This is a genomic window from Paenibacillus plantiphilus, assembly GCF_927798095.1.
In the GTDB taxonomy this organism is placed as follows: domain Bacteria; phylum Bacillota; class Bacilli; order Paenibacillales; family Paenibacillaceae; genus Paenibacillus_Z; species Paenibacillus_Z plantiphilus.
This window is the reverse complement of record NZ_CAKMMF010000005.1, coordinates 33,936-47,350: the sequence shown is the minus strand read 5'-3', so window position 1 is coordinate 47,350 and position 13,415 is coordinate 33,936. Positions and strand designations below refer to the sequence as shown.

Below are 13,415 nucleotides of genomic sequence, written 5' to 3'. Positions count from 1 at the left end.
CCTGACACATCTATCATTCATATCTGCCCTTAGCCAGCTCGCATTTTGCAAAGCAGCGTTTGGCATTTGGGCGAGACGCATACAGGCTCATCGTTTCGATTATAAGCTTTCAACAACGGCATTTACTCCATACTCTTCATTAAAGAGTATATCTATTAATTTAGCTGCCGTATATTCAGGCGTTTGTAATTTCCCTTCTTGTTCCAGCTGTATAAATTGATCTACGTAGGGAAACTGTTCTTTGCTTGCCGAGCGAATTTCTGCTTGCAGCTGTGTGTCTATCATCCCCGGATATACGGACACAACCTTGACAGGCTGCTGTTGACTTGACTGCTCGATGCTCACACTTTTAGTGAACGAATCCAGACCCGCCTTCGATGTGCTGTAACAGCTTTGCGACGGCAGCAAATAGCGGGCAGAGGCTGATGATATATTCATAATTCGCTTATCCATGTTAAATGGCAGTGAGCGCTTAATAAAATTCGACGTTGTAATCATCGGAGCAATGAGATTGACATTCACATTCTCCATCATGCTGGCAGCGGTGTTGTGTTCAATTGGCGCCACCGGAGCTAACATGCCTGCATTGTTTATTAAATAAATCGCTGTTAGCTGCTCTGCTTCGTCTTTCATTTTATGAAATATCTCTTCGAATAGTCTATCAATGTCAACTAATTGATTAAGATCGAATGCGTAGTAGCTCAGCCTGGCATTCATTTCTCTTGCACGTTCGATTACCCGTTCATTGGGTGTTCTCGATATGCAGAAGATATGATGGTCCTCGGCTAATAATTGATTGGCCAGCGCTTCTCCAATTCCTCTAGATGTACCTGTAATAATAAAATATTTCATTAGGCCATTCCCCCCTCATGTCACCATCTGTCACTACACTCACGACCCTTGGATGAGAATACTTTGGACCGTTTCCCTCCAAACCCCTTGATAGTCCAAAGTGAATTTCATCATCATGCATCGGGATAAATTATCAATGACTAATGCAAGTATTTGCGCCTTGTAATCTACATTCTGTGATGAAACAGCTTCTAATTCTACTCCCTTTAACAACAGGGCGCGAAAGCCATTGAGAAACTCTTGCTGCATGCCGATTAAACGCGCTCTATAAAGCTCATCACGCTCCGCAAGTATCATAAATTCACTCAACACCCTTAGAACTGCGAAATGCTCTTTATTGCCGTCCGGCAACATATTCAGCCCGCCTTGAAGCAAGGTATCTATAAAATTCTCTTTCGTTATGTGGTCCAACTGGAAGTACTTGTCGAAATGATGGTCTCTGAAAATATGTTCGAAGGTCCGACTGATCAACTCCTCCTTGGTAGGAAAATGATAATAAATAGATGGTTTTGTTATGCCGACCTTGCTGGCGATCATCCCTAAGCTCGTTCTTTCCAAGCCATGCTCAGCAAAAAGATCGAACGCTGCTTCAATTAACTGATTAGTAGTAAGCTCCTTCTTCTTCATATATCTTCACTTCCTCCGCTGGCTTACTGGTAATTATTATAAACATCAGGAAATAAAGAAGTCAATAATTTAACTACCGATAGTTAAAAAATATTCTAAACAGCCGCCAGCTGACGCCACTGTATAAACTTGACAGAGACATACAACCAAGTTATATTATAACCAACAAACTAGTTATTTGGTTGAATGGAGACGATACATGAATGGACCACCCGGATACGACACATTTAGAGCTTGTCGTTCATAAGCAATTGCAACAATGCAGTTCGATCTTCCTCGCATTGGCCGATCCCGTGCGGCAAGATATTATTATGATACTAACCAAACACGAAGCGCTTAATGTCGCCCAGATCGTTGAACGTACACCCATGTCACGTTCCGCCATTTCGCATCATTTGAAAATATTAAAGCAAGCCGGTTTACTTACTTCCTCCAAGGTCGGAACAGAAATTTACTACAGTCTGGACATCGAGGATTCCGTGACGCTACTGAAGGCGTTCCTGGAGACAACCGAGCAAATCCTTGTATTGAAGACACCAGGGGACGAATAGTCCCTTATGCTCGCGCTAAATAACCATATAACTAATTATTTATTTATATGGTTTTTAGATAAATTATGATTTAGGAGGCATCCCCAAATGGCAACTGTACTCATTACCGGAGCATCAAGCGGTATCGGCAAGGCGTTCGCCGAGCTATTCGCCAAGCAGAATTATCGGATCATCCTGGCTTCGCGCAGCGAAAGCAAGCTGAGCCATCTTGCAACCGAGCTGCAGAGACAGCACGGTGTTCAGACACTCACCACCCCTGTCGATCTGGCTCAGAGTGATGGCCCTCGGCTGCTGCATGAACGTCTTCAAGGTCAGTCCATCGATATTCTGATCAACAACGCTGGCATTGGTTCCTTTGGCTTTCTACACGAGCTGGACGTCCAGTCGGAGCAGGAGATGCTGCAGCTCAACGTCCAGTCACTGTCGCAGCTTCTAATGCTATTCCTTCCGGAAATGGTGCGAAGGGGCAGCGGGCGCATTCTGAACGTAGGTTCGACGACTTCCTTCTACGCCTGTCCGCTCAGCGCGAACTATTCCGCTTCCAAGGCGTTCGTGCTTTCTCTTACTGAAGCCGTCGCTAACGAGCTGCAAGGGACGGGGGTCACCGTTACGGCCCTTTGCCCAGGCGCAACGGGAACGGAGTTTTTCCGCAAGGCGAAGATGGATGGACAGAAGGTTTCCGACCCGAAGGCGCTCATGTCCCCGGACAAGGTCGCACAGATCGGCTACACCGCTCTGATGCGAGGCAAGGTATTCGTCGTTCCCGGTGTGCAGAATTGGCTTCTGACACAGGCTCCAAGGTTGTTTCCGCGCAAATTCGTCACAAGAATCACGCGATCCGTGCTGGAGCGGAAGATGTAAATTCGAGAGCTATTATACGGAAAGCCCAAAGAGGGCTGTGTAAGATTACCCTCCCGGCAACCTTCACAACAGCCCTTTCAGGGCCGACCGTCGCTACAAGAGCGCGTACTGTCGGCCTTCTTTATCTCTTACTCCAGCCCTGCACCTTCGTCAAATCCAAGCATAATGTTCATATTTTGAATGGCTGCCCCCGAGGCCCCTTTTCCCAAATTATCAAATCTGGACACAAGCACAATTCTATCTTTATGACCAAAAACAAAGATATCCAAATAGTTTGTATGATTGCATGCCATGAGATTAAAGAAGCCGTCTTCAAGATATGCCTCAGAGTCATAGGGCATAACGCGAATAAAGCGCTCTTCTTCATAATACGAGGCAAGCAGCTCTTGAATATCTCTCGCCGTTACATGCTTTAAGAACATTCCAGGAAAGAGAGGGATAGTAACTGCATCACCCTGATAATAGTTTCCGACTATTGGAGTGAAAATCGGCGCTGCGTGTAACCCCGAATATAGCTGCATTTCTGGAAGATGTTTATGGTTAAGGTTAAGTGCATATGGTCTTGGTGCGGATAGCTGCTCCCTGTTTGAGCTCTGATATTCAGATATGAGCCCCTTGCCTCCACCACTATATCCGGTAAGCGAGTAACAAGAGGCAGGGTAATCCCTCGGAATAATTCCCTCCGCTATCAAAGGTTGTATCGCTAAAATAAACCCTGTCGCATGGCAGCCTGGGACAGATACCCTCGATGAGTGTTGGATTTTCCCCCTTTGATTCTTATGTAATTCTGGTAATCCGTACGTCCACTCCTGGTTGGTCCTGAACGCTGTGCTTGCATCAATTATTCTGGTCTTATTATTACTTACCATCGATACGGAATCCCTTGAAGCGGAATCCGGAAGACAAAGGAATACGACATCGGCTTCATTTATTAAATCCCTGCGTGCCTCGCTATCTCTTCGTTTCTCCGACTCTATTTTGATTACTTCTATGTTAGAAATGCCAGATAAGTAATCATGTATTTTTAAACCCGTTGTACCTTCTTGACCATCCACAAATATTTTATATTTCACTTTCCCACCTCTTACCCTTTGATATGTGGATAATTATACATATTGTTGTATATATATTCAACAATAACGATTACGATATCCCCACAATCGCTAGGGTCAATCAAACCCTGTTATATGACAGCAATGTAATTGAAATATTAAAGAAATAATTCTGTAACACTACTGTAACATAAAGTAAATTTGTGGTATTATCGAGTTGGAGAAAGGTCATTCGAAAAAATGGGGGAGTTCAAGATGAATAGAATGATGAGCTTGTTGCTCGTGCTCTTGCTTGGTGCGCTAGTTGCGGGATGCAGTGCCAGCGAGGCAAATTTGAAAGCGGATACACCGAGTACATCGGATACATCAAGTACATTGGATACATCAACGTCTGAAGAAACGGCCCAGCAACCTCCCGCACCCGCACCGTCCGACATGTTCTTTGAGGATTACGGGACCAACCCCTATGTATCAGCAGATGATGATCAGCTGTCCACTTTCGCAATGGATGTAGATACAGGCTCTTATTCATTGGTTAGAAGCTATATCGAGAATGGGAGCTTGCCGCCTCAGGAAGCGATCCGTCTGGAAGAATTCATCAATTATTTCGACTTGAATGATGAGCCGCCTCAGGATGATACGTTCGCCATCCATGTCGATGCAGGCCCTTCTCCGTTTCGGGAAGGGGGTTCACAACTCGTCCGTATCGGGATCAAAGGCAAGGAGATTGATACAGAGGATCGGAAGAGAGCGAATCTAACGTTTGTTATCGACGTATCCGGCTCCATGGACCAAGACAATCGAATCGGATTAGTCAAGAAAAGCTTGGCGCTGCTAGTGAATCAACTGGGGGATAACGATAAGATCGGCATTGTCGTGTATGGCTCTAATGCACGTACGGTTCTGGAGCCTACTTCGGTTGAAGAGGAAGACGTTATACTGAATGCTATTGATGAGCTTCAGATCGAAGGATCGACGAATGTGGAAGAAGGATTGCTGTCAGGCTACAAGCTAGCCAGCCATGCCTACGACAAGGAAGCCATTAACCGCGTCATTGTGTGCTCCGATGGAGTGGCCAATGTCGGCGAAACCGAGGCCGAAAGCATTCTCCAGACGATTGAAACTTACGCCGGACGGAACATTTATCTCAGCACATTCGGGTTCGGCATGGATAATTATAATGATGTGCTTATGGAGCAGCTGGCGGACAAAGGCAATGGCGCCTACGCCTATATTGACGACATAGATGAAGCGAAGAAGATGTTCCAGGAGAATCTTACCACGACGCTGCAGACGATCGCTAAGGACGCCAAGATTCAGGTCCAATTCGATCCCCAGCAAGTGAAGGGGTACCGCCTTCTTGGCTATGAGAACCGGGCAATTGCCGATGAAGATTTCCGTGATAACAAAGTGGACGGCGGGGAAGTGGGAGCCGGGCATTCCGTTACTGCGTTATATGAGATTGAATTGAAGGACAATGCGTCGAAGCAATGGGGCAAGGTTACGATCCGTTACAAGGACGTAGACAATAACAATCGATCCAGGGAGTCGGAAGCCGCGATCAGCTTGTCCGGCGAGCTGTCTGATGAAACCTTGTTTATTGCCGCTGTCGCTGAATTCGCTAAAATCATGAAAGACAGCGACGGCGTCGGGAAGAGCCGGTTGCAACATGTTCTTCAGATGGCGGAGAAGCACGCTTCCAGCGAGCGGCAAGAGGAGTTTATCGAATTGGTTAAGGGAGTCATTAAAATCCGCGAGCAATCATAGCCCCTTCTCCCGTTGCTCTTCATAAGATTTTGTGGCACACTATGAATATCATATCGCAGGCAAATGGCAAAGAATGCCCCGCTTCCTTTCTATACCGGAGAGGAGTCGGGGTTTTTATGCTTATATCGAACAATACGAAAAGGCGAGGTAGCAGAGAATGGGGTTCCACATTGAGCACGATAACTGGACAAGCAATCATCTAAGACAACGAAAGGGGGAGCGTCTCGACGCCTTAAAACGCGGCCATGGCTACGGAAACCGGTTGTTCGTTGAGCAAATTTGGTGGCCGCTTGTCGGACATTTTCACGGATTGCATCCTGAATATGAAGTGAAGGACTGGCGGGGGCGATCCTATTTCGTAGATTTCATGTGGATTGCTGGAGCCGTACGCATTATTTTTGAAATCATGGACTTCGGTTCCCACGGTACGGACCGAACCAAGTATCGAAGGGATTTGAACCGGGGGCTTTTTCTTCAGGCCCAAGACTGCGCAGTCTATTCCATCTCTCTGGATGAATTAAAGGAGAACCCCTCGTTCATTCTCTCGGCACTGCGGAACATTCTATCCCCCTATCTATCGGCTGAGTCTGGAGCTAAAAGAACGGCTAGAAGAACGGCTAGAAAACCTTTTTCAAAAATCGAACGCGACTTGATGCGGGCAGCAATTCGCCACAATCGTGTCATTCGTCCCGCCCAGGCGGCAAGGGAGCTGGAGTTGCACACGATGACGGTTATTAAGTACTGTCGCATACTGGTGGATAAGGGAAAGTTCCGAGCCGTAGCAAGGGGACTGTCCGGGCGGGTCATTTACTATGAATATGTAGGTTCCATCCAAAGTCCGGATTTGGTTTGAACGTTCGATTCATGCGATTGTATATGAATATTCATATACATTTGAGCGACAGAAGGCAACTTTGGCTAATCTGTATGAAAAATCGCATATAATTCGTCATTTTGCGGTTATCTCAGCGATTGTATATGAAAAATCATACAGAATAAAAGCTCCTGTACACGCCGCGCAGCTCCCAGCGGTCGGCAAGGCGATGCGTGCTAGCAGTCAACCACAGACATGCAGATGGTTGATTCGGGTATGCAGCGGGTACGCAGCGGGTACGCAGCGGGTATGCAGCGGGTACGCAGCGGGTATGCAGCGGGTACGCAGCAAGTACCCAGCGGGTACGCAGCAAGTACCCAGCGGGTACGCAGCAAGTACCCAGCGGGTACGCAGCAAGTACCCAGCGGGTACGCAGCAAGTACCCAGCGGGTACGCAGCAAGTACCCAGCGGGCACACAGATGACTTGGCTAGCAGCCGTCTGGATCGGCCTGCCCATAAGCCCCAAATCTGCATCCGACGCGGCTTCTCGGTTCTTGCTTCTCACCCGTCGTCACCGGATTTCCGTCCGTCAATGGATGCGAATACTAAATATATTCACAAGTCAATTTTGAATTAGGACTCCCCGCACGCATTGATTTGAAAATGTAAAAAGACGCCTCCATACCCACATATACAGTCATATACAGTGGTTTTGGAGGCGTCTTCGCCACATCTTATGGGATTGACTCACTTGTTACTGCCCTTTTGGGACTGCCCCCGTTTGGACACTACCATCCTGGTGGATCAAGCTACTAACCGGATTAATAAGGGACTTTAAACATATAACGTCTTGTTTCAAGCGGATGGCCTGTTGCTGCGGCGAGCTCGACTGCATACACCCGGAGCACAAAGTTCAGCAGAAGTGGAGCCAGGTAGCCTCTCATCTCTTCGTCGATAACACTCATATCGAAGTCTTTAGCATCAAGAATCAACAACTTCTCGCCGTGTTCCTTCAGGAATTTGAGCGCTCTCTCTTCCATCGGGCGCGTTTCGTCCAGTCCCATCAACAGGATGAATGGCACATCCTTATCCAAAATTTCGAACGGACCATGGAAGAATTCTCCGGCATGGATCGCATGGGAATGCTTCCACTGCATTTCCATCAGGATACAAATCGCGAACGAGTAAGCGATACCGTAGTTAACACCGCTTGCCATTGTATAAATGACGTTCTCGTCTTTGTTCGCCTGAGCATAAGCCTGAGCATTGTTTATCGATTGCTCCTTGGCCTTTTCAAGTACTGTGCCGAAGCTGTTCAAGCTGTTCAGCAGCTTCTCATATTTCTTGTTCCCTTCCTTAACAGCCAGAAGCCCCATTGTCAAACGGTACAGAATCGCATAGTTCGCGATTTCCGGATGCGGGTCCAGTTGTCCTGGAGGCGCCCAGCTATAGTTGACGATGAAATCCGACTCGTCTCCAAGCGGTGCGGTAGCCACATACATAAGCGATATCGTAAGAGCCCCTTTGTTTTTCGCAAACTTGGCAGCTTCCGTAGTTTCAGGTGTTTTACCCTTATGAGAGCACAGGATAACGAGGGAATCAGCGCCAAGCGTCGACGGATTGCGGTAAATAAACTCATTCGAGTTATACACCTCGGCCGTAATAGTGGTCGATTCACGGTCGATAAAATATTTGCTCGGATACATCAGAGCGGAAGATCCTCCACAGGCGACTAGAAAGACTCGGTTGATTGTTCTTTCTTTGTAGGCTTCGATAATGCGGCTTACCTGATCTTGTGCATGTGTTAATACGTTAGCTACGCTCATCGTTTCTTCCTCCAATTTAAGATTTATCTATATTGTTATATGTTGTCTTATATAAACATATACATATTTGCTCATAATGTCAACAGCCGCTTATTACGTTTCTCCAACAATGCCAGGGCTCGTCATTCGGAAAGGTTCGAGAATGTTATCCAGTTGATTTTCATCCAATAATTTGTATGAAAGCACTAGCTCGCGGACAGACCTTCCGTTCTGAATCGCTTCATGAGCGATCCGCGCTGACGCTTCATAGCCCAAAAAGGGATTCAGTGCGGTCATAACCCCTACACTATGGTCGACATAGGCTTTACATTGCTCGATATTGGCCTTTATGCCTTCAAGACAATATTGGCGGAATACGCTAAAAGTCCGTTTCATCATATCGAGTGACTGCAGCAGATTAAACACCAAAACCGGTTCCATCACGTTAAGCTCCAGTTGGCCCGCCTCGGATGCCAGACAGATCGTATGGTCATTTCCGATAACTTGAAAAGCCACTTGGTTCATAACCTCGCACATAACGGGATTGACCTTCCCCGGCATAATGGATGAGCCCGGCTGCCGCGGAGGGAGGTTAATCTCGTTAAGGCCGGCTCTGGGACCTGATGCCATAAGGCGAAGATCATTGGAGATTTTGGACATATTGATCATGCATATCTTCAAGGCAGCCGACACCTCGGTAAATACATCCGTATTCTGAGTAGAATCAGGCAGATGAGTCGCTCGTCGAAGCGGCAAGCCGCTTATCTCGGACAATGCTTCTACCACACGCACGATATATGCCGGGTCTGCATTGAGCCCGGTCCCTACGGCCGTAGCTCCCATATTGACTTCATACAGATGATTCCTTGTCCGATCGATGCGCTCAATATCACGCCCCACAACTCTGGCATAGGCTTCAAACTCCTGGCCCAACCGAATCGGCACTGCATCTTGCAAGTGGGTGCGCCCGAGCTTAATCACGCTGTCGAATTCCTCGGCTTTGTTCTCAAACTCGGCATGCATGAACCGTAACACGACTAATAATTCATCCATTAATCGCAGGGCGGCGATACGAGCGGCTGTCGGAAAACAATCGTTGGTAGACTGTGACATATTGACATGTGTGTTGGGGCTAATCTGGATATAGTCACCCTTCACCCCGTCAATCAGCTCGATTGCCCGGTTGGCCAGCACCTCATTCGTATTCATATTGATCGACGTGCCTGCGCCTCCCTGGATAGGATCCACGACGAATTGTTCATGCCATTGGCCTGCAAGGATCTCATCGGCTGCTTGCTCGATTGCTAATCCGATACTCGGCTGCAATCTGCCTGTTTCCCGGTTGGCTTGGGCTGCCGCCTTCTTCACCACCGTCATTGCCTGGATAAGACTCTCATGCAATCGGTAGCCGGTAATCGGGAAATTCTCCACCGCTCGCAGCGTCTGGATACCGTAATAGGCATCTGCCGGCACGAGCCTCTCTCCGAGAAAATCCGATTCAACTCTATGCGTGTCCAGCAGTATGGGAGATTCCTCCCTTCTCTTCCGTCGTGTCCCGAAAGTCCGGCGGAATGCGTTTGGCGATTCCAGTGGTGATTGCAGCCCTTATTACAGCTTCCCGGACCTTCACGACGACCTGTTCGTTAAATATGCTCGGAATAATATACTGCTCATTCAATTCCGGCTCGCTTACCACTTCCGCAATAGCCTTAGCTGCTGCCAGCTTCATCGTTTCATTAATCGAGCTCGCCCGACAATCCAGCGCCCCTCGGAAAATCCCCGGAAACACCAGCAAATTATTAATTTGATTCGGATAATCACTCCGCCCTGTTGCGAAGATCCGAACAAAGGGAAGGGCTTCCTCCGGCGAAATTTCAGGTTCCGGATTGGCCATCGCAAAGACGATTGGATGATCCGCCATCTTGCGAACATCCGCAACCGACAACACGCCCGCGCGGGATACCCCGATAAAGACATCCGCTCCTTCGATGGCTGACGACAGATTGCCCGGCTGACTCTCGACCTGCGCTTGATCGGCCAACCACTGCCACATGGGATGGTCGTAAGCGCCTCCTCTTACGATGACCCCGCATTGGTCGATGGGAACCAGCCGCTTCACGCCAGCAGCGAGCAGCATCTTACAGATCGACACACCGGCCGCGCCGATTCCGTTCACCACAACACGCAGCTCTTCCATCCGTTTGCCTATCACCTTGAGAGCATTGATCAATCCGGCAACCACAACGATAGCCGTGCCATGCTGGTCATCATGAAATATCGGAATATCCAGTTCCTCCTGCAGTCTGCGTTCGATCTCGAAGCAGCGTGGAGAACTAATATCTTCGAGATTGATACCGCCAAAAATCGGGCTGATCGCTTTAACAATCCGAATGATTTCCTCCGTATCCTTCGTATCCAGACAGATGGGAAAAGCATCGACATCAGCGAGCTGCTTGAACAGCATCGCCTTTCCTTCCATTACCGGAGCAGCCGCACCAGGACCGATATCGCCTAACCCCAGCACAGCTGTACCATCCGTCACGACAGCTACCGTATTCCGCTTTATTGTGAGGTTATACACCTTCTTTGGATCTGCGGCAATTGCCATGCAAACCCGAGCCACACCGGGCGTGTAGACCCGGGATAAATCATCGCGGTTTTTAATCTGCATCGTCGGGCGAATGGAGACTTTGCCTCCCAGGTGAGCAAGAAACGTCCGGTCCGACACATTTATGACGTTAATCCCATCCAGCAGCTTAAGCGCTTCAATTGTGCGTTCATAACCGTCTGGACCCATCTGGACCGTAATATCTCGAACAGAATTGCTGCTGCCCGAACGAATTACATCTACCGCTACGACATCTCCTCCACAGCGGCTAACCGTTGACGCCACATCTCCGAAGGATGCTTTGCCGTGTGATAATTCCAAACGAATCATTAAACTCTCGAATCCCATGTTGCCTCTCTTCCCTTCCAGAGAAAAACCGATATTAGGCTTTATAGTTTTGCAGCCCTTCGGACTTGACTCTACCCAGCATGGCGAATCCTGCCGCTCCAAGCACACTGAGCGCGGCTGCGCCGCCGAATAGCAGACGATAACCGCCAATGCCAATAACCCAGCCGCCCACGTTGCTCGCAACAATGCCGGCGATATTCGTATAGACAACAATGAATAAGGAGTGCGCCGTAGTTTTTGTATGCTTCGGACTATTATCGTAGGCATAATTGATTCCGGTGGCCAAGAACAGCGCATAAGTCACACCGGACAAGATCTGGTTCATCATCAGAATCTCGAACGCGGGCTCCAGAGACATCACATACCAGCGGACGGCTCCGGCGAGCGAGACCAGGGTGAGCGTTCTGATATAACCGAGCTTGCGGATTATATAACCGGACAATAGAAAGACAGGGATTTCTGCAATAGAGGAAATGGTATAAAGAATACCGATTTTCCCTGCCGCTTCTCCGCCAAAATGACTGATATAGACCGAATAAAAGGCATTGTTGAGCTGCGGACCGATCGCCACCACAAAGACAGGGATCAGGAAGAGCAGAAACCTGCGTTCCTTAAGAAGCGGCAGCATCTCCTTGAACATATTGCCTTGGCGTTTCGGAGACGGGTCCGTTCTCTCATCTACTCTCTTATCTGCTCTCTTATCTGCTCTCTTATCCGCAGCGATAAAAAAACTAAGCAAACACATAACCGACATAGAGATGATGTAGGCCGTAAATAACAAGGATAGCCCATACCGTTCATAGAGGATGCCAAATATGGTGACGGAAAGACCGAAACTGATGGACCCTACCACTCTGATGGCCCCGTAGCTCAGTGCATTTTTCTTGGCGTGCTTTACAGTTATGGCATCGACGACTGGCAACGTCGCCGATGCAAACACGGCCAGCAGAATCGAAATCCCTATATAAAATGCAAAATTGTGGTCGGCATATTGATAGGCCAGCATAATCCATGGTGTTACGCCCATACTGCAGATCAATACAAGCTTCGCAATCCCGTAATAATCGATCAGCATGCCCCACACTGGCTGCATCACTAATCCGATCAATGGGCCAATTGAGAAGATAAGACCAATTTCCTGCGTTGACAAGCCGTCTTCCACAAACCAATAGCTCAGAAAAGGGAGATACGACGCATAGGCGATATAGAAAAAATAGTTGTAAACATGCAGCGAATATTTCCGTACACCTTCACTCAACATGAGTGCCTCCAAAGCATGCTCGCCTGTCAGCAGGTTATTTCAGTAGATTGTCCATCGTTCTCAGGCTAATACTTAGCGAAGCATCCGGGTCGATATAGTGCTTGCGCGAACAAATTTCAAGAGATAGATATCCATCATAGTTCCGTTGCCGAAGCTCGCTCATATAGCTGCTGAGCGGTAAATTCCCTTCGCCTAGCGGGAGCTGATCCGATTCATTGAAATGCACATGAACGAGATCGCTGCCAAGATCGGTGAAATACTCATCGAGCGTCTCGCCTGAAACCGCCATGTGACACGTGTCCACGACCGCCTTCAAATGCGGTGAATCCACTTCCCGCAGCATCTTTCTCAAATCGAAGCGAGTCAGAGCCAGATTGGATTCAATGATTTGCAGATGTTCCAAAATAGCTGTAATACCGTAATATCCCGCTCTGTCAGCAACCCTGCGAATCCCTTCACAGGCTCGTTTCCGGGCTTCCTCGGGTTCTTCGCCATAATACCCCCAGCCTGGAAGCAGCTGCAGCATGGGAACGTCAAGCTCTGCTGCAATGTCTACACTTTTGAGCAAATAGTCAAGCGACTTCTGCCGGATTATCGGGTCATCTGCGGCTATATTCAGCGGATAACCACCCTGCTTCGGCGTAAAGCAGATGGGATTCAACCCCCGCCGTTCAAGCTCCTTGCGAAGCTTGACAGCATCCTGATAGGTAGCCTCACTGACGAGAAAGTGTGGATACCCGGCCCATAAATCGATGTTTCTGATCTCATGTCGTTCCATCGCATCAAGAAAATGATGAAGCGGATGATATTGATAATGAATATTCATGATCGCAATTCGCGACTTGTCGATCTTACTCATTCTCTTCAG

At 48.2% G+C, this 13,415-nt stretch carries 12 protein-coding genes; 4 read left to right on the top strand and 8 right to left on the bottom strand.

All coding sequences use genetic code 11. The features are described from left to right. Positions 1 to 99: 99 nt before the first annotated feature. Together L6H65_RS05480 and L6H65_RS05475 are read right to left on the bottom strand one after the other, a co-directional pair. Entirely contained in the window at positions 100 to 852 is a 753-nt protein-coding gene (locus L6H65_RS05480) for a (S)-benzoin forming benzil reductase (protein ID WP_236339494.1), read from the bottom strand. A gap of 39 nt (positions 853 to 891) precedes the next feature. Further along, positions 892 to 1,479, bottom strand: a complete 588-nt coding sequence (locus L6H65_RS05475) for a TetR/AcrR family transcriptional regulator (RefSeq protein ID WP_236339493.1) — start codon at positions 1,477 to 1,479, stop codon at positions 892 to 894. 203 nt (positions 1,480 to 1,682) lie between these two features. On the opposite strand from L6H65_RS05475, the gene L6H65_RS05470 reads away from it, so the two are divergent. Beyond that, the gene (locus L6H65_RS05470; RefSeq protein WP_236339492.1) at positions 1,683 to 2,030 is read left to right on the top strand and encodes an ArsR/SmtB family transcription factor; all 348 of its coding nucleotides are present in this window, start codon (positions 1,683 to 1,685) and stop codon (positions 2,028 to 2,030) included. Between the two features lie 87 nt (positions 2,031 to 2,117). Continuing rightward, positions 2,118 to 2,891 (top strand): SDR family NAD(P)-dependent oxidoreductase, encoded by a 774-nt coding sequence (locus tag L6H65_RS05465; RefSeq protein WP_236339491.1) that lies wholly within the window; start codon positions 2,118 to 2,120, stop codon positions 2,889 to 2,891. Positions 2,892 to 3,019: 128 nt separating this feature from the next. Here L6H65_RS05465 and argC read toward each other — a convergent pair whose 3' ends face one another. Then, the gene (gene argC, locus L6H65_RS05460; protein ID WP_236339490.1) at positions 3,020 to 3,964 is read right to left on the bottom strand and encodes an N-acetyl-gamma-glutamyl-phosphate reductase; all 945 of its coding nucleotides are present in this window, start codon (positions 3,962 to 3,964) and stop codon (positions 3,020 to 3,022) included. A 234-nt stretch (positions 3,965 to 4,198) separates the two neighbouring features. On the opposite strand from argC, the gene L6H65_RS05455 reads away from it, so the two are divergent. Next, positions 4,199 to 5,710 carry a vWA domain-containing protein gene (locus L6H65_RS05455; protein ID WP_236339489.1) on the top strand — a complete coding sequence of 504 codons (1,512 nt, stop codon included), beginning with the start codon at positions 4,199 to 4,201 and terminating at the stop codon, positions 5,708 to 5,710. A gap of 157 nt (positions 5,711 to 5,867) precedes the next feature. After that, positions 5,868 to 6,563 (top strand): hypothetical protein, encoded by a 696-nt coding sequence (locus L6H65_RS05450; RefSeq protein WP_236339488.1) that lies wholly within the window; start codon positions 5,868 to 5,870, stop codon positions 6,561 to 6,563. Between the two features lie 783 nt (positions 6,564 to 7,346). Here the strand turns inward: L6H65_RS05450 and L6H65_RS05445 are convergent. The 5 genes from L6H65_RS05445 to L6H65_RS05425 form a co-directional block, all read right to left on the bottom strand. Continuing rightward, positions 7,347 to 8,351 (bottom strand): SIS domain-containing protein, encoded by a 1,005-nt coding sequence (locus L6H65_RS05445; protein WP_236339487.1) that lies wholly within the window; start codon positions 8,349 to 8,351, stop codon positions 7,347 to 7,349. 93 nt (positions 8,352 to 8,444) lie between these two features. Continuing rightward, complete coding sequence (gene aspA / locus L6H65_RS05440) at positions 8,445 to 9,848, bottom strand: aspartate ammonia-lyase (protein WP_236339696.1); 1,404 nt, start codon at positions 9,846 to 9,848, stop codon at positions 8,445 to 8,447. Continuing rightward, positions 9,835 to 11,286 carry an NAD-dependent malic enzyme gene (locus L6H65_RS05435; RefSeq protein WP_236339486.1) on the bottom strand — a complete coding sequence of 484 codons (1,452 nt, stop codon included), beginning with the start codon at positions 11,284 to 11,286 and terminating at the stop codon, positions 9,835 to 9,837. The genes aspA and L6H65_RS05435 overlap by 14 nt, the downstream gene beginning before the upstream one ends. 34 nt (positions 11,287 to 11,320) lie before the next feature. After that, the gene (locus tag L6H65_RS05430; protein ID WP_236339485.1) at positions 11,321 to 12,547 is read right to left on the bottom strand and encodes an MFS transporter; all 1,227 of its coding nucleotides are present in this window, start codon (positions 12,545 to 12,547) and stop codon (positions 11,321 to 11,323) included. Between the two features lie 34 nt (positions 12,548 to 12,581). Continuing rightward, the gene (locus L6H65_RS05425) at positions 12,582 to 13,406 is read right to left on the bottom strand and encodes a sugar phosphate isomerase/epimerase family protein (protein ID WP_236339484.1); all 825 of its coding nucleotides are present in this window, start codon (positions 13,404 to 13,406) and stop codon (positions 12,582 to 12,584) included. Positions 13,407 to 13,415: the final 9 nt, after the last annotated feature.